The 16897-nt window shown below is 72.2% G+C and carries 16 protein-coding genes; 9 read left to right on the top strand and 7 right to left on the bottom strand.

Annotated elements, in window-relative coordinates; genetic code table 11:
- Window positions 1–205 (bottom strand): hypothetical protein (locus VK611_03680; protein ID HMG40397.1); only part of this gene is annotated, 205 nt, incomplete at its 3' end.
- 169 nt (window positions 206–374) lie between these two features.
- Complete coding sequence (locus VK611_03685; GenBank protein ID HMG40398.1) at window positions 375–1628, bottom strand: hypothetical protein; 1254 nt, start codon at window positions 1626–1628, stop codon at window positions 375–377.
- A 131-nt stretch (window positions 1629–1759) separates the two neighbouring features.
- Between VK611_03685 and VK611_03690 the strand changes: the two genes are divergently transcribed.
- A complete protein-coding gene (locus VK611_03690) occupies window positions 1760–2404 on the top strand; it encodes a dihydrofolate reductase family protein (GenBank protein HMG40399.1) in 645 nt (214 codons plus the stop codon).
- 15 nt (window positions 2405–2419) lie between these two features.
- Here VK611_03690 and VK611_03695 read toward each other — a convergent pair whose 3' ends face one another.
- Genes VK611_03695 through VK611_03710 form a run of 4 tightly spaced genes read right to left on the bottom strand, consistent with a single transcriptional unit; the run spans window position 2420 to window position 7697 of the window.
- On the bottom strand, window positions 2420–3736 hold the full coding sequence (locus VK611_03695; protein HMG40400.1) for a phosphotransferase family protein: 1317 nt from the start codon (window positions 3734–3736) through the stop codon (window positions 2420–2422).
- Window positions 3733–4719 (bottom strand): hypothetical protein, encoded by a 987-nt coding sequence (locus tag VK611_03700; GenBank protein HMG40401.1) that lies wholly within the window; start codon window positions 4717–4719, stop codon window positions 3733–3735. Before VK611_03700 ends, VK611_03695 begins: the two co-directional genes overlap by 4 nt.
- A 22-nt stretch (window positions 4720–4741) precedes the next feature.
- A complete protein-coding gene (locus tag VK611_03705; protein HMG40402.1) occupies window positions 4742–6274 on the bottom strand; it encodes an acyl-CoA synthetase in 1533 nt (510 codons plus the stop codon).
- A gap of 7 nt (window positions 6275–6281) precedes the next feature.
- Complete coding sequence (locus VK611_03710; protein HMG40403.1) at window positions 6282–7697, bottom strand: aldehyde dehydrogenase family protein; 1416 nt, start codon at window positions 7695–7697, stop codon at window positions 6282–6284.
- A gap of 89 nt (window positions 7698–7786) precedes the next feature.
- Between VK611_03710 and VK611_03715 the strand changes: the two genes are divergently transcribed.
- Genes VK611_03715 through VK611_03735 form a run of 5 tightly spaced genes read left to right on the top strand, consistent with a single transcriptional unit; the run spans window position 7787 to window position 12270 of the window.
- Window positions 7787–8191 carry an OB-fold domain-containing protein gene (locus VK611_03715; GenBank protein HMG40404.1) on the top strand — a complete coding sequence of 135 codons (405 nt, stop codon included), beginning with the start codon at window positions 7787–7789 and terminating at the stop codon, window positions 8189–8191.
- Between the two features lies 1 nt (window position 8192).
- On the top strand, window positions 8193–9404 hold the full coding sequence (locus VK611_03720; GenBank protein ID HMG40405.1) for a thiolase family protein: 1212 nt from the start codon (window positions 8193–8195) through the stop codon (window positions 9402–9404).
- A gap of 27 nt (window positions 9405–9431) precedes the next feature.
- Window positions 9432–10001 (top strand): TetR/AcrR family transcriptional regulator, encoded by a 570-nt coding sequence (locus tag VK611_03725; GenBank protein ID HMG40406.1) that lies wholly within the window; start codon window positions 9432–9434, stop codon window positions 9999–10001.
- On the top strand, window positions 9998–11254 hold the full coding sequence (locus VK611_03730; protein HMG40407.1) for a cytochrome P450: 1257 nt from the start codon (window positions 9998–10000) through the stop codon (window positions 11252–11254). Before VK611_03725 ends, VK611_03730 begins: the two co-directional genes overlap by 4 nt.
- A 56-nt stretch (window positions 11255–11310) precedes the next feature.
- A complete protein-coding gene (locus VK611_03735) occupies window positions 11311–12270 on the top strand; it encodes an endonuclease/exonuclease/phosphatase family protein (GenBank protein ID HMG40408.1) in 960 nt (319 codons plus the stop codon).
- 15 nt (window positions 12271–12285) lie between these two features.
- On the opposite strand, the gene VK611_03740 is transcribed toward VK611_03735, so the two are convergent.
- On the bottom strand, window positions 12286–12636 hold the full coding sequence (locus VK611_03740; protein ID HMG40409.1) for a DUF971 domain-containing protein: 351 nt from the start codon (window positions 12634–12636) through the stop codon (window positions 12286–12288).
- A gap of 86 nt (window positions 12637–12722) precedes the next feature.
- On the opposite strand from VK611_03740, the gene VK611_03745 reads away from it, so the two are divergent.
- The 3 genes from VK611_03745 to VK611_03755 all read left to right on the top strand — a co-directional run bounded on the left by VK611_03745 (window position 12723) and on the right by VK611_03755 (window position 16792).
- Window positions 12723–14654 carry an NAD(P)/FAD-dependent oxidoreductase gene (locus VK611_03745; GenBank protein ID HMG40410.1) on the top strand — a complete coding sequence of 644 codons (1932 nt, stop codon included), beginning with the start codon at window positions 12723–12725 and terminating at the stop codon, window positions 14652–14654.
- A gap of 159 nt (window positions 14655–14813) precedes the next feature.
- Window positions 14814–16007 (top strand): amidohydrolase/deacetylase family metallohydrolase, encoded by a 1194-nt coding sequence (locus VK611_03750; GenBank protein HMG40411.1) that lies wholly within the window; start codon window positions 14814–14816, stop codon window positions 16005–16007.
- Window positions 16004–16792 carry a Rieske 2Fe-2S domain-containing protein gene (locus tag VK611_03755; protein ID HMG40412.1) on the top strand — a complete coding sequence of 263 codons (789 nt, stop codon included), beginning with the start codon at window positions 16004–16006 and terminating at the stop codon, window positions 16790–16792. The genes VK611_03750 and VK611_03755 overlap by 4 nt, the downstream gene beginning before the upstream one ends.
- Window positions 16793–16897 lie beyond the last annotated feature (105 nt).

Raw genomic sequence — 16897 nt, forward strand, 5'->3', positions numbered from 1 at the left:
GACGTTGTTGGCCGTCGTCGACCACCACCAGGTCGAGACCCTCGACCCGCACCTGCCGCCCCCGCCCGCCCAGGGGGAACGCCGGCGTGCCGAACCCGCCCTCGGTGGCCCGCAACCCGATGCGCCCGGTCGCCCGCCACAGCGCCGCGGCCAGCACCTGCTCGGCGACGGCGTGGAGCGACCGCCGCGTCCCCGTGAAGTCCATCGGCAAGTCATACCCCAGCCGCACCTGCGTGGTTCTTCGAGGGCTAACCCGAACGCGGTCGTTGCGGCGCCGACGAACCGAAACGGTCGCTCCGCGCCGAACCGACGATCCGGCCGGCCTCGGACCGGCGCAGCCTTGGCCCTCCTCCGGGTGGTCGGCACCCAGGACCTCACCCCGACGTCGTGAGCGCCGGTCGCCGCCGCCCGAGGCGGAGGACGGCGGCGGCGACGAGGGTGGCGGCGGTGAGCAGGTAGACGCGGTAGGGGTCGACCGGCCAGGCCGAGTCGACGCTGGCGGAGATCAGGAAGCCGGCGACGAAGAGGCCCGTCTGGCCCGACGTCGAGGCGACGACGTCGAAGATGGTCATCGACCGCACCGAGGTGTCGTTGTCGACGGTCTGGTGGACCAGCTCCATCACGACCAGGAACACGAGCGTGAGCGCCGCCGCGGCACCGGCGACCGTGACCAGGGTGAGCATGCCCTCCGTCAGTCCCTCGACCGGCGCCCGGATCGCGGCCAGCGCCGTGGCGGCCACCACCGACACGACCGCCGCCCGACGTCCCCGGCGCATCAGCCCGGTGGCGGTCGGCCGCCACAGCAGCCCGGCTGTCACCTGGCCGCCGACCTGCGCGGCGGTCATCAGGCCCAGGTTCACGTCGGGCCACAGCACGTCGTGGGTGTAGGTGACGAACAGCGGCCACGCCGACACGGCGCCCAGCCCGGCGGTGATGCACAGCGCCCACATCCCGGTCGGCAGCGACCAGCGGCGCCCCGGCGGGGCCGCGGCCGGCTCGGCCGGCTCGTCGACCACGGCCACGGGCGGGTCGGGCGTCGGCATCCCGCCCACCACCTTCGCCAGGACCAGCGCGATGCCGCCGATGGCCACGAGGATCACGATGCGGGTCGTCTCGTCGGCGAGCCCGAACACCAGCAGGAGCCCGGCCATCAGGACCCGGGCGACCGCCCGCCCCTGGGCGTTGTTCCGCTGGCGGTCGGCGGCCCCCAGCACCTGCGACAGCAACGGCTGCCACGCCGTGACGTAGAGCACCGAGAGGTGGATCTCGGCCACGACGGCGACGGCGAGGGCGCTGGTCGCGAGCCCGCTGCCGGGCGTCGCCGTCGCCACCAGCAGGGCGAGGATCCAGCACAGCACGGCATCGCCCACCAGGAAGGCGACCAGCCGCTGCCGGGCCCGGCCCAGCGTCAGGCGGGCCGCCCAGAGCTGCACCGGCACCGACAGGGTGCAGAACCCGAGGCCGATGCCGATCGTGCGGGCGTCGAGGCCGAGGTTCTCCACGGCCAGGATCTGGAACAGGTCGCCGCCGTCGATGCCCAGGCTGGAGCCCAGCGTGGGCACCATCAGGGCCATCGCCATCAACCGCCAGCGCGCCCGCCGGACCGGCTGCGGGGACGCGTCGGTCACAGGTGAGGCCGACGGCATCGCTGTATCAAAGCACGACCAGTACGAAGCTGGGGTGCCGTCGCAGCGATGAGTCTGCCGGCGCCCGCAGGTCTACCTCCTGACCGTGACGACCAACTCATCAGGAGCAACGCATGGGCCTCATCCACATCGAGCTGTTCGCGACCCTCGACCTCGTCGGGCAGGCGCCCGGCACCCCCGACGAGGACCCGGTGGGGTTCCCGTTCGGCGGCTGGCAGGCGCCCCTGCTCGACGAGGTCGCCGGGGCGCAGGTCGAGGCCGCGTACCAGGGCACGGACGCCCTCCTGCTCGGCCGGCGGACCTACGACACCTTCGCCGCCTACTGGCAATACCAGGAGGGCGGCGAGGACGGCGAGATCGCCACGCTCTTCAACAGCGTCCCGAAGTACGTGGCCTCCCGCGGCAGGCCCGACCTCTCGTGGGCCGGGTCCACGCAGCTCGGCCCGGATCTGGCCGGCGCGGTGCGCGAGATCCGTGACCGGCACGAGCACGTGAAGGTCGTCGGGAGCCTGAACCTGGTGCAGACCCTCCTGCGCGAGAAGCTCTTCGACCGTCTCGACCTCTGGTTGCACCCGGTCGTGCTCGGCGTCGGGAAGAAGGTGTTCGACGATGGAGCGGTGCCCACGAACGTCACACTCCTCGAACCGCCCACAGCCGGTCCGAAGGGCACCGTGTACCTGCGCTACGGGCTCGCCGATGGCACGCCCGGGACGGGAGACATGAGCGCACCCGATCGCGGTGTCGGGCGCGACGACTGAAGCCCGTCGCCCCAGCTAGGCGAGCCAGGCCGGGTTGGCGATCAGGAGCTGGTCGCGGACGGAGGCGGCGACGGCCGCGGCGACCTCGTCCCAGCGGTCGTCGAGCTTGCCGGCGCGGACGGCGTCCACGAGCGACGCGTCGTCGGGGAAGCCGAGATCGGCGAGCCGCCGGTCGTGGGCCTCCGCGACCGCGGGGCCGAGCGCCAGCTCCCGCTCCACGATCGCCAGGGACTTGGCGGCGACGCGGGCGTGGAAGCGGGTGCTCCCGGTGGTCCGGTCCATCACGTCGCCCGCCAGGAACTCCCGGACCGCCTCCAGCAGCTCGCCGGCCGTCGGGTGCGACGTCGCCTGGACGGCCGGGCGCGGCGGGTCGTCGTCCGGGACGGCGCCCAGCAGCCCCAGCAGGTCCCACTCCGACTCGTAGGCCCGCCGGCCGATCGACACCAGCTCCACCGACCGGGCCGCGCCCGACAGGTGGACACCCGCCTGGAGCAGGCAGATCACCGCCCACTTGAGCGACCCGAACGCCTCCCACCAGCGCAGGGCGTCGAGGTCGACGGGGACGCCCGACGTCGACTCGTAGGCCGCCACCAGCTCGCCGACCGACCCGAAGCCGCCCACCCGCGCCGGCGACCCGAACCGCCACGACCGCGTGCACAGCCACCCCAGGTCCTCGACCGGGTCGCCGACGTGGGCCAGCTCCCAGTCGAGCACCGCCCGCAGGCCGTCCGGGCCGACCAGCAGGTTGCCGGTGCGGAAGTCGCCGTGCACCACCGTCCGCCGGGCCGCCGCCGGCCGCGATGCGTCGAGCCGCCGCACCGCCAGCTCCAGCGCCGGGCGGGGCTGCGAGAGCGCCCCCACCAGCGAGCCGAAGGCGGTGAGCTGGTCCTGGTCGTCGAGGGCAGGCACCGAGTCGACGGGGATCGAGTGGATCGCCGCCGCCGCCCGCCCCAGCTGCGCCGCCAGCAGGGGCCGGGCCGCGGCGAACTCGTCGTCGCGCAGGAGCTTGCGGGGGATCGTCTCTCCCTCGATCCGCTCGACCACCAGCCACGGCGCCCCCAGGCCGTTGTCGTCGCCCACCCCCACGAGCCCGGCCACCGGCACCCCGGCGCCGGCCGCGGCCCGCAGCAGCGCCGCCTCGACATCTGGCGGGTGCCCCGACGGACCCGACGCCGCCCGCCGCCGCTGCAGGATCATCCCCCGCCGCACCGCGCCCGGCGTCACGAGGTCGAAGGACCAGGTCTCCCGCGAGGCACCCCCCGACAGCCGCACCAGGTCGACCACCTCGCCCCGGAGGGCACGGCCGAGCGCCGCCGGGAAGTCGGGCGTCACTCGGCGAGGCCGACGGGCTGCCCGTCGACGATCTGGTCGAGGTACTCGGAGAGGCCGTAGCCCACCCGGCCGTCGCCCAGCGTCCACCGGGTCATGCCCTCGGAGATGCGGGTGACCTGGCCCTCACGCCGGTTCCGCAGCGGCACCAGCGACAGCACCTCGCCCCGACCCGACCACGACCGCTCCCCGCTGGCCAGCTCGAAGGTCACCGTCCGATGGTACGACCCCTCGTCGGTCCAGGCGGTGGACAGCGAGCACGAGTCGCACAGGATCAGCTCGTCGCCCTCCCACACGAAGCCGCCCCGGGTCCCCGGCCCCGACGGCGAGGCGATCCGCGACGCCATGAACCCGAAGTCCGACCCGGCGTTGCCCGTGAGCCAGCGGTAGTACCAGGGCGCCTGCCAGGTGCGCGGCCCCCACGAGTGGTCGCGCAGGCCGAACCCGGAGATCGTCCACGACCCCACGCCGTCCACCGAGATCGACCCCGATGCCGCCACCAGCTGCTCGTAGTGGGCCTTGGCGAACTCCTGCCCCGGTGCCTCGGGCCGGTCGGACTCGCCGCCGAACATCGGCGACAGCCCCGAGTACGACAGCGACACCGAGCACGACGCCCGGGGGTTCGACAGGAACGCCGCCTTCGGGTCGACCATCTCCAGCGGGTCGTCCAGCAGCGTGACCTTCCCCTCGTAGGTCACGGTGAGCGCTTCGAACGGCGTCACCACGTCGAAGCGCATCCCACCGGCGTCGAAGGCGTCGTTCGACTCGATGCGCGGCCGCCCGAAGGCGAACCCCACCCGCCCGTCGGGGAGGTACAGGCAGGTCGTGACCTCGGCCATCGCCTCGTTGACCCGGTTGCCGATGCGGAAGAACCCGCCCACGCCCCCCGCCGGGTCGTACACGTTGAAGTACATCGACTCGTTGAACGTGGCATCGGCGCTGGGCTGATGCGTGTACTCGTCGACGGGTTCGAGCCGGACAGCCATCGGTTCCCCCTGAAGGTCGCGGTCAGATGCGGGTCTCGTGACCCGCCCAGTACTCGTCCCGCAGCAGGCGCTTGAGCAGCTTGCCCGTCGGCGTGCGGGGCAGCTCGACGCGGAAGTCGACCGTGCGCGGGCACTTCACGTCGGCCAGGTGCGCCCGGCAGTGGGCGATCAGCTCGTCGGCCAGCTCCGGCCCGGCGACGGCGTCCTCGGCGGGTGTGACCACCGCCTTGACCTCCTCGCCGAAGTCGTCGTTGGGCACTCCGATCACCGCCACGTCGGCGACGGCCGGGTGCACCGCCAGCAGGTTCTCCGTCTCCTGCGGGTACACGTTGACGCCGCCGGTGATGATCATGTTCGACTGCCGGTCGGTGAGGTAGAGGAAGCCGTCGTCGTCGGCCCGGCCGATGTCGCCGAGCGTCGACCAGCCCTGAGCGTTGTGCGCCGACGCCGTCTTCTCGGGGTCGTTGTGGTACTCGAACGAGCCCCCGCCACCGAAGTAGACGAGGCCCTCCTGCCCGGCCGGCAGCTCCTCGCCGGTGTCGGCGGAGACGATGTGCAGCTGCCCGATGATCGGGCGACCCACGGTGCCCGGGTGGTCGAGCCAGTCCTGCGGGCCGGCCCAGCACAGCCCCTGGCCCTCGGTGCCGGCGTAGTACTCGTAGACGATCGGGCCCCACCAGTCGAGCATCGCCCGCTTGACCTCCTGCGGGCACGGGGCGGCGGCGTGGACCACGGCCTGCAGCGACGAGATGTCGTAGCGGGCCCTCACCTCGTCGGGCAGGCGCAGGAGGCGGATGAACATGGTGGGGACGAACTGGCCGTGGGTCACGCCGTAGCGCTCGACGGCGGCCAGGAACGACTCGGGGTCGAAGCGCTCCATGATCACGCCGGTGGCGCCCATGGCGATCGACTCCTGCGTCCAGCGCAGCGGGGCCGCGTGGTACATGGGCGCCGGCGACAGGTACACCGACTCCTCGGTGAGGCCGAGCAGCAGCTGGGCCAGCAGCCCGACACCCAGGGTCGATCCGAGGGGCTTGCCCGACAGCGGCCGCTCCACGCCCTTGGGCCGCCCGGTGGTGCCCGAGGAGTAGAGCATGTCGGTGCCCTCGCGGGCGTCGGGCAGCGGGTCGGGCGACTGCGACGCCGCCAGCTCGAACAGCTCCTCCACGGTCAGCACCCGGACGCTCTCGCCCACCTGCGACCGCAGCCCGTCGACCAGCTTCTCCGACACCACGGCCACCCGCGACCCCGAGTCACCCACGATGTAGGCCAGCTCGCCGGGCGTGAGCCGGGTGCTGGCGAACGTGTAGACCAGCTCCCCGTAGTGGGCCGCCCAGGCCACCTGCGGGAACTCGATGCGGTTCTCCAGGGACATGGCCACGTGTGCCCCGGGGTCGAGCCCCAGCGCCCGGAACGCCCGGGCCAGCCGCCACGACGCGGCGTCGAGCTCGGCGAACGTCAGCGTGTCGCCGCTGCCCGCCATGATCACGGCGGGCTTGTCGGGCGTGGTGTCGACGTACGCGCCGGGGTAGCGCAACGGGTGCGGCGTGGACATCGGTGCGTTACTTCTTCCGGTACTGGACCTGGATCTCGGTGAAGCCCGCCAGGCCCCAGGGCCCGTTCTCCACCCCGAGTCCGCTCCACTTGAAGCCGCCGAACGGCTGGTGCGGGGCCAGCGCCAGGTGGGTGTTCACCCAGGCCGTGCCGCACTCCAGCCGAGCGGCGACGGCGCCGGCTCGGTCCAGGTCCCCCGACCAGACCGAGCCGGACAAGCCGAACGTCGTGGCGTTCGCCCGCTCCACCACCTCGTCGACGTCACGATAGGTCAGCACCGGCAGCGCCGGGCCGAACTGCTCCTCGTCGACGATGCGGGTGCCCTCCGCCACTCCCGTCAGCACGGTCGGGGCGAAGAAGTAGCCAGGCCGGTCGAGCGGCGCGCCGCCCGCGGCGGCCACGGCTCCACCGGAGAGCGCGTCGGCCACCAGGCCCTTCACCCGCTCGAACTGCGGTGCGTTGTTGACGGGCCCCAGCTCCGACGCCGGGTCCATCCCGTCGCCCACCTTGGCGGCCCGGGCCTGCTCGGCCAGGGCCTCGACCACGTCGTCGTGCAGCGCCTGGGGTACGTACACCCGCTTGATCGCCGAGCACACCTGGCCGTTGTTCCTGAAGGCGGCCTGGTAGATGCCTCGGGCGACCTCGGCCGGGTCGGCGTCGTCGAGCACGATGGCGGGGTCGTTGCCACCCAGCTCGAGCGTGACCCGCTTGAGGTCCGGCGCCGCGGCGACGGCCACGGCCTTCCCGGTGGCGACCGAGCCGGTGAAGCTGATCTTGCGGGGCACGGGGTGCGACGTCATCCAGGCGCCCAGCTCGTTGCCGCCGCTCACCACGTTGACGACACCCGGCGGCAGGACGGCGTCGATCAGCTCGATCATCCTGAGCGTGGCCAGCGGCGTGAACGGCGACGGCTTGAGCACCAGGGTGTTGCCCGCCCGCAGCGCCGGACCGATCTTCCACGACGCCAGGATCAGCGGGTAGTTCCACGGGGTGATGGCGGCGACCACGCCGACGGGCCGGCGGACCACCTCGGCGAAGGCGTTGTCGTCGTCCTGGATCACCTCGCGCGGCACCTCGAGGTCGGCGAAGTACTTGAGCCAGATGCCGGCGCCGAACACCTCTTCTGTCGCCCCGGCGAGGGGCCTGCCCTGCTCCCGGGTGAGGATCGGGGCCAGGTCGTCGGCGGCGGCGAACAGCACGTTGGCGGCGTCGCGCAGGGCCTGCCGGCGGGCGTCCTCGTCGCGGGCCCAGTCGATCTGCGCCTTGGCGGCGGCCTCGAAGGCCTCGTCGAGCTGCTCGCGGGAGCAGTCGGGCGCCTCGGCGTGCACCTCGCCGGTGGCGGGGTTGACCACCCCGAAGGTGGTCGGGGCGTGGCGGCGCTCGCCGCCGATGGTCATCGCCAGGCCCGTCGCGTCGTCGCTCATGCTGGTCCCCCGGTGTGGCTGCTCGTCGCCTTGGCGGCCGACCATACCAGAAGGTACGGTACGCCGACACCTGGCAGGACGGGGAAACGATGAGCGAGATTCCGTTGGTCGACTACCTGGTGCTGGGCGACGACCCACACCTGGTGGCGAACGAGTGCACGTCGTGCGGGGCCCGGTTCTTCGACCGGCGCAACGCCTGCGCCGCCTGCAGCGGCACCGAGTTCCGCCCGGTCCGGGTGGCCACCGAGGGCGAGGTGCAGGCGTTCACGATCGTGGCGTTCGCGGCGCCCGGCGTCCCCGTGCCGTTCGTGGCGTCGGTGGTCGACTGCGACGGCACCAGCGTGCGGGCCAACCTCGTCAACGTCGAGCCCGACCCCGGGCACGTGGAGTTGGGGATGAAGGTGCGGCTCACCACCGTGCCGGTGGGCGCCGACGCGGCAGGCACGCAGGCGATCGGCTTCGGCTTCGAGCCGCTAAACGGGAAGGGCGACTGACATGGCAACCGACGACATCTGGATCCTGGGGATCCACATGACCAAGTTCGGCAAGCACCCGGACCTCGACACCATCGACCTGGCCGCCGAGGCCGCCATGGCCGCGCTGGCCGACGCCCAGGTGTCGATCAAGGACGTCGGCGTGCTCGCTGCCGGCAACCTCATGGCCGCCAACGGCGGCATCGGCCAGCAGCTGCAGAAGCAGATCGGCCAGACCGGCATCCCCGTCTACAACGTCGCCAACGCCTGCGCCACCGGGGCGACCGCCCTGCGCACCGCGATCATGGCGGTGAAGGCCGGCGAGACCCCGATGGGCCTGGCGGTCGGCGTCGAGAAGCTGTCGGGCGCCGGGCTCCTGGCCGGCGGCAGCCGCAAGGACGACGGCGACACCTGGCAGCCCAGGGGCCGCTACGGCGCCGTCGCCGCCGTCGACGGCCGCATCGGCACCGAGACGATGCCCGGCGTCTTCGCCCAGGTCGGCATGCAGTACATCCACGAGCACCCCTACGAGGGCGCCGAGTTCGAGCTGTTCGCCCGCATCTCCGAGAAGAACCACTCGCACTCCACGCTCAACCCGCTGGCGGCGTACACGAAGAAGATGTCGCTCGAGCAGATCATGGGCGACGTGATGATCGCCTACCCGAACACCCGGCCGATGTGCTCCGCCAACTGCGACGGTGCCGCCGCGGCCGTGGTCGTCTCCGGCGAGAAGCTGAAGACCCTGTCGCCCGACCAGCAGCGCCGGGCGGTCAAGGTGTCGGCGTCGATCCTGACGACCGACCCGTGGGAGGAGGCCTGCCAGGTGCTCCCCAACATCAACACGCTCACCCGGAACGCCGCCCAGCAGGCCTACGAGCAGGCCGGGGTCGGGCCGGAGGACCTCGACCTGGTCGAGCTGCACGACTGCTTCGCCACCGCCGAGCTGGTCCACTACGACAACCTGATGCTCTGCAAGCCGGGCGATGCGGTGCCGTTCTTCGAGTCGGGCGCCACGTGGCGCGACGGGACGACGCCGGTGAACGTGTCGGGCGGCCTGCAGTCGAAGGGCCATCCCATCGCCGCCACCGGCATCGCCAACATCTGGGAGGTGTGCCACCACCTGCGGGGCGAGGCCGGCGACCGCCAGATCCCCGACGCCAAGGTGGGGCTGGCCCACGTCATCGGCCTCGGCTCGGCCTGCGGCGTCCACATCCTCGAGAAGGCCGCCGCCTAGGCCGCCAGGCCCGCAGGCCCAGGCGCCATGCCCACCACGAGCAGCTCGACGTCGTCCCGGACGACCCGGGCGCAGTACTTCGAGGTCGGCCTCGAGCTGCTCGCCGAGGGCGGTGCTCCCTCGGTCACCATCGACGCCCTGTGCACCCGCCTGCGGGTGACGAAGGGGTCCTTCTACCACCACTTCCACGGCGGCCGCGACTACATGGAGCAGCTGCTCGTCTGGTGGGAGGACCGGCACGGCCACCGTCTCGCCCGGGAGGCGCTGGCCGTCAAGGGCCCGACCACGCTGATCCCCCAGCTGAAGGCGGCGGTCGCCTACGCCGTCCACCACGAAGCCGAGAGCGCCATCCGGGCGCTGGCCATGTCCGACGCGTTCGCCGCCGAGGTGCAGCGCCGGGTCGACCAGGGCCGGGAGGAGGTGCTGGTCGACCTGTACCGGGCCGCCGGCATGGACGACGACACCGCCCGCACGTCGGCCCGCATCGGGATGGCGATCCTGATCGGCACCCAGCAGCGGGAGCGGCCGGTGGACCGCGACCGCCTCCACACCCTGCTCGCCGAGTACCAGCGCTGGATCGAAACCCGGCTGCCATGAACCTGGACATCCACGACATGGGGGTCGACGAGGCCGGTCAGGTCTTCGTCACCCCGTCCGCCTACGCCGACGACCGCCGGTTCCACGCCGCCTGCGCGCTGCTGCGCCGGGAGGACCCGATCCACCTGGTCGAGCACCCCGACTTCCCGCCGTTCCACGTCGTCACCCGCCACGCCGACGTCTACGAGATCGAGCTGCACCCGACGTCGTTCGCCAACGAGCCGGTGTCGATCCTGGTCGACCGCGCCTCCCTCGAGCGGGCGCGGCAGACCGGGCTGGGCATCCGCTCGCTCGTCCACATGGACGACCCCGACCACCGCGCCTACCGGGGCCTGACCGTCGACTGGTTCAAGCCGCGCAGCCTGGCCCGCCTCGACGACCGGCTGGCCGACCTGGCCCGCCAGACCGTCGACAGGATGGCCGACCTCGGCGGCGAGTGCGACTTCGCCCGCGAGATCGCCATGCCCTACCCGCTGCAGGTGATCCTGGCCATCCTCGGGCTGCCCGAGTCCGACTACGACTTCATGCTCACCCTCACCCAGGAGCTGTTCGGCGCCCAGGACCCCGAGCTGGCCCGCAGCACCAACCCGGCCGACATCCTGCTGGTGCTGCAGGACTTCGTCCAGTACTTCTCGGTGCTGACCGAGGACCGGCGGGCGTGCCCGGCCGAGGACCTGGCGTCGACCATCGCCAACGGCTGCCCGCACGGCGAGCAGATGCCGCCCCTGGAGCTGATCTCGTACTACATGATCATCGCCACGGCCGGGCACGACACCACGTCGTCGGCGATGGCGGGCGGCGTGCAGGCTCTCGTGGAGAACCCGGCCGAGCTGGCCCGGTTGAAGGACGACCCGGAGCTGATCGACTCGGCGGTCGACGAGATCATCCGCTGGACCACGCCGGTGAAGCACTTCATGCGCAACTGCACCGAGCCCTACGACGTGTCCGGCCACGAGTTCCAGCCCGGCGATGCCATGCTGCTGTCGTACCCGTCGGCCAACCGCGACGAGGACGTGTTCGACGACCCGTTCCGCTTCGACGTCGGCCGCTCCCCCAACCCCCACCTGGCGTTCGGCTTCGGGGCCCACTACTGCCTGGGCGCCAAGCTGGCGAAGATGGAGATCAAGGCCCTGCTCACCGAGCTGGTCCCCCGGCTCGACTCGGTCGAGCTGGCGGGCGAGCCGTCGCTGATGCAGACCACGTTCGTCGGCGGCCTGAAGCACCTCCCGATCCGCTACCGCCTCCACCGGTAGGCCCCTGAGGCGAGGGACACCAGCACGGAGCGGTAGGGACGGCCTACGGTGGCGACATGCTGGGGACATTGAAAGTTAAGCGGTTGTTCACCGTCGGCGCGGCCTTGGCCATGACGTCGGTGTCGCTGTCGGGTTGCGCTGCCACGTCGGGGGACTTCACGGTCCTGAGCTACAACGTGGCCGGCCTCCCGCAGGAGTTCTCGGGTGAGAACCCCGACGCGAACATCCCGCTGATCAGCCCGTTGCTCGACGACTACGACGTGGTGCTCACACAGGAGGACTTCGACTGGTGGGACCCGCTCCTCGACGGCCTCAGCTTCGCCCGCTACCACGAGCAGCTGCGGGCCCAGGCGACCCACCCCCACCGGTCGGCCCGGTGGCCGGGCCCGGCCGCTGCCGGCATCGACCCTGCGGTGCGCCCGGCCCCGTTCGTGGGCGACGGGCTCGGGGTGCTGTCGCGGCCGGAGTTCGCCGGTGAGACCCGGGTCGCCTGGCGCGACTGCTTCGGCGCCGCCGACACCAGCGACGGCGGGGCGGCGGACTGCCTGGCCGGCAAGGGCTTCTCGGTCGTGCGGATGACGCTGGCCCCGGACCTGACCGTCGACGTGTACAACCTGCACGGCGAAGCCGGCGGCACCGATCTCGACCAGCAGCTGCAGGAGGACGACTTCGTGCAGCTGGCCGCCTACATCCAGAGCCACAGCGCGGGGCGGGCGGTGATCCTGGCCGGCGACACCAACCTCCACACCAACAGCGACCACCCCGACGGCCACAACGGTGCCGACACCAGGGCGTGGGCCCAGTTCCTGGGCGCCACCGGCCTGACCGATGCCTGCGTCGCCGTCGGCTGCCCCGACGTCTCGTCGATCGACAAGGTGGCCTTCCGCAGCGGCGGCGGGGTCACGCTGACCGCCACCTCGCACGACTTCCCCCGCGCACGGTTCCGGGATCCCCAGGGCAACGACCTCAGCGACCACCCGCCGCTCGTCGTCGGGTTCCACTGGCAGAAGACGTGACCACCGGCCCTTAGATCAGTCGCCCGACGGGCTGAGGCCTGAGTCCGGGCCGAACGGGATGTCGTCGCTGGGCCAGTCCCGCAGCGACTCGAACGGGAAGATGCCCGTGCCGTGGCCGTCGTTCCAGTTGATGACGAGGCCCCAGGCGCCGTGGAGCTCCGCGCCCTCGACCCGCAGCGGCGTCGGGCTCCCGGGCCGGGGCCACGCGGCCTCGCCCCGATCCCGCAGGCCACGGCAGGTCGCGCAGGGACAGTTCCGGCGGAGGGTCAACAGGTCGAACCGCGCCACGTGACCGTCGAGGAACGTGATCGAGACGCCCTCGTCCCGCTTCACGTCGATCGTCTCCGGCTCGTACCGATCCTCCATGGCCGCAGCCTGCACCCGACGGCGGCTGCGGTGCGAACCGAGTGACCCTGCCATCATCGGAGGGCGACCGACCAGGGGGACCACGGATGCCGGAGTTCGACAGCGACCTGGAGCACGCCGACGACGAGACCATCGCCGCGGCCGTCGGCCACGCCCTCCTCCCGCCGCTGCTGGCCGCCCTCGCCGCCGACCTCGACGACCTGTCGCTGGTCCCCGACCACCTCCGGCCCGACCTGTCGACCACCATCGATCCCAGCGGCGGCCTGTCCGGGGCCCAGCTCACCGAGGCCCGGGAGGTCGCCGTGGCGGCCATCAAGCGGTTGCGGGAGCGGGGCACCCCGCCCGCCACGAGAGCACTCCCCGTCGCGACGCTCCGCCCCCTGCTGGCGTTCGTGTCCGGCGGTGTCGAGGTGGACGACTACCTGGAGCTGCTGCGGGAGGAGCTGAACCTCGGCGAGGACCTCCGCTCCCCCACCTGGACCAAGGACGACCTCGCCCCCGACCGCCCCTTCCGGGTGGCCGTCATCGGCGCCGGGATGTCGGGTCTGGTGGCCGCCCACCGCCTCCGCCAGGCCGGGCTCGACGTGGTGGTCGTCGAGAAGAACGCGGACGTCGGCGGCACCTGGTACGAGAACACCTACCCCGGCTGCCGGGTCGACGTCTCCAACCACTTCTACAGCTACTCGTTCGCCCAGCGCCTCGACTGGCCGGACCACTTCTCGCCTCAACCGGTGCTGCTCGACTACTTCCGCCGCTTCGCCGACGACCACGACCTGCGCCCGCTGATCCGCTTCGACACCGAGGTGACGGCGATCGAGCTGGACGAGGCCACCATGACCTGGCGCCTCGAGCTCGTCGGCCCCGAGGGCGAGGGCACCCTGGAGGCGAACGCCGTGGTCAGCGCCGTCGGGCAGCTCAACCGGCCCAACCTGCCCGACATCCCGGGCCTCGACGGCTTCGCCGGCCCGTCGTTCCACTCGGCCCGCTGGGACCACGACGTCGACCTGGCCGGGAAGCGGGTCGCCGTGATCGGCACCGGGGCGAGCGCCGCCCAGTTCATCCCCGAGGTCGCCAAGGAGGCCGCCCACCTCACGGTCTTCCAGCGCACCCCCGCCTGGTTCCTCCCCACGCCCGACTACCACGAGCCGGTCGCACCCGAGGCGCAGTGGCTGTTCCGCAACGTCGGTGGCTACGCCAACTGGTACCGCTACTTCATCTTCTGGCTGAACGTGGAGGGCGTGCGGGCGGCGGCCATCGTCGACCCGGACTGGGACGACGGCGAGGGGGGCGAGCAGTCGGTCAGCGCCATCAACGACGGGGCCCGGCAGATCCTCACCGCCTACATCCACATGCAGTTCGCCGACCTGCCCGAGCTGCTCCCCCACGTCGTGCCCGAGTACCCGCCGTTCGCCAAGCGGTTCATCCGCGACGACGGCGCCTGGGCCGAGGCGCTGCGGCGCGAGAACGTCGACCTCGTGACCGGCGGCGTCGCCGGGGTGACGCCGGACGGGGTCGCCACCGTCGACGGGGAGCTCCACGAGGCCGACGTGATCGTCTACGGCACGGGGTTCACGGCGTCGGACTTCCTGATGCCGATGAAGGTGGTGGGCCGGGGCGGCGTCGAGCTGCACGAGCGGTGGAAGGGCGATGCCCGGGCGCTGCTCGGCATCACGCTGCCGCAGTTCCCCAACCTGTTCCTGCTCTACGGGCCGAACACGAACATCGTGGTCAACGGCTCGATCACGTACTTCTCCGAGTGCGAGGTGCACTACGTCGTCGGCTGCCTGCGGGAGCTGCTGGCGCAGGGGGCCCGGGCCCTGGAGCCCACCGAGGCCGCCCACGACGCCTACAACGAGCGGGTCGACGCCCAGAACCTGCGGATGGCGTGGGGCGCCTCGACGGTCAACAGCTGGTACAAGAACGCCACCGGCCGCTCCGCCCAGAACTGGCCGTTCTCCCTGCTCGAGTACTGGCAGCTCACCCGCCAGCCCGACCTGTCCCAGTACCACCTGCTCTGACCCACCCACCCCACGGCAAATTGCGTTCGAAAACCCGCATAGAGCGGGCTGATCGACGCAATTTCAGCCGGCCCCGGCTCGGTTGCCCGACCGTTGCGCTTCTGTCAACGCTCCGTGAACCGCTTCGACATTCTGTTGAACGGAGTTAGCTTCCACCCCATGTCAGCTGGGGTGTTGCGATTGCAGGGCGGGCGGGTGGTCGACCCGGCGTCGGGGCTCGACGCCGTCGCCGACGTGCTCGCGGTCGACGGGGTCGTCGCCGCCGTGGGGTCACCGGACGAGGTCGACCTGGCCGTGGCCGCCGCCGGTGGGACCGTCCAGACGATCGACTGCGAGGGACTGGTGGTGACGCCCGGGTTGATCGACCTCCACGCCCACGTGTTCCCCGGCCTGGGCGACTTCTGCGTTGCGCCCGACCGGGCCGGCGTCCAGACCGCGGTGCCGGTGGTGGTCGACGGCGGCACCAGTGGCGTCGCCACGTTCGGGCTGGCCCGGGCCTGGCTGGAGGCGTCGGCGCCCGCCACCCGGGTGCTGGCCTTCATCGACCCCAACCAGCTCTACCTGGCCACCGGCGACTTCATCGCCCACAAGCTCCACATCGCCGACGACGAGCGCAACCTCGATCTCGACTCCACCGCCGCGGCCCTCGAGGCCCACGCCGACATCGTGGTGGGGATGAAGGTGCGGGCCACCCACACCGGCGACGACACCCACAGCCCGTTCCTGTCCGGCGCCCAGTCCGTGTCGGGCGACCTGCCGGTGATGGTGCACCTCGGCCGCTTCCCGCACACGCCCACCATCACCAACGAAGCCCTGCTCACCACCCTGCGCGCCGGCGACATCATCACCCACGCCTTCCGGGCGGGCGGCGGGCAGCTCTCCCCGGCCGACGGGACAGTGACGCCCGAGTTCGTCGACGCGGTGGAGCGGGGCGTGCGGCTCGACATCGGCCACTCCGCCACCGACTTCCGGTTCCGCACCGCCCGGCGGCTGTTCGAGGCCGGCTACCTCCCGCACTCGATCAGCACCGACCTCAACATCTACAACGTCGACGGCCCGGTCGGGTCGCTGCCCGAGACGATGTCGAAGATCTGGGCGCTCGGCGTGCCGCTGCCCGAGGTGGTGGCGATGGCGACCCTCGGGCCGGCCACGTCGATCCGCCGAGAGGGCGAGCTGGGGTCCCTCGCCGTCGGCCGGCCCGCCGAGGTGTCGGTCCTGGCCGTTGTGGAGGGGCCCGCCTCGCTGTCGGACGGCCACGAGACGATCGTCGCCGACCGCCGGTTGGCCGCCGTCGGCTGCGTCCGGGCCGGCCGCTGGCTCCCGGCGAACGTCGCCACCCCGGTCGCCGCATGACGTCGGTCCCCACCCGAAATCTCGACACAGATGGCGCTCTGGCCACCACTTCTGTCGAAGTTTCGGAGTTGGCGGGCGGGCTGCGGCGGGCGTTGGAGTACCACTGGCATCCGGTGTGCCTGGCGTCGCAGCTGCCCGGGCCGGTGCCGGTGCGGCTGCTGGGCCGTGACCTCGCCGTCGCCCGGCTGGGGAGCGGCCGGGCGATCGCCGTCGTCGACCGGTGCCCCCACCGGTCGACCCGGCTCTCCGTGGGCACGGTGGAGGACGACTGCCTGCGCTGCGCCTACCACGGCTGGGCCTTCGCCCCCGACGGGCATTGCGTCGACATCCCGTCGATGCCCTACGGCCCCATCCCGGGCCGGGCCCGGGTCGACGCCTTCGAGGCGACGCTGGCGTACGGCCTGGTGTGGGTGCGGCTCGACGGCGCCGCCGAAACGGTGGTGCCGGCCTGCCCGGCGTTCGAGGACACGACCATGAAGGTGCTGGTGGGCGAGCCGTACACCTGGCCGGTGGCGGCACCGCGGCGGGTGGAGAACTTCGTCGACCTGGCCCACTTCGCCTTCGTCCACGACGGCTCGCTGGGCCGCCGCGACCGCCCGGTCCCCCCGATCCCCGACATCACCCGGGTCGACGGCGAGCTGCGGTTCGCCTACGACCCCACCACCAGCCCTTCCGGACCGGGGATTGAGGTGACGGGTGGGCTCTGGGTTGGGTCATGGTGTCAGGCTGTTTGGCGGTTGCGGTGGAGGGTGAGCATCTGGCGGGGTGTGCGGCCGCGCATGTAGTCGCTGTGGTTGCGGCGCCGGTTGTTGTAGTTGATGAGCCAGGCGTCGATCTCGGCTTGGAGTTGGCGGGTGGAGGTGAAGCGCCGGCGGTGGAAGGCGGGGCGC

The sequence above is a fragment of the Acidimicrobiales bacterium genome (genome assembly GCA_035316325.1).
Lineage (GTDB): Bacteria > Actinomycetota > Acidimicrobiia > Acidimicrobiales > VFJN01 > DASXTK01.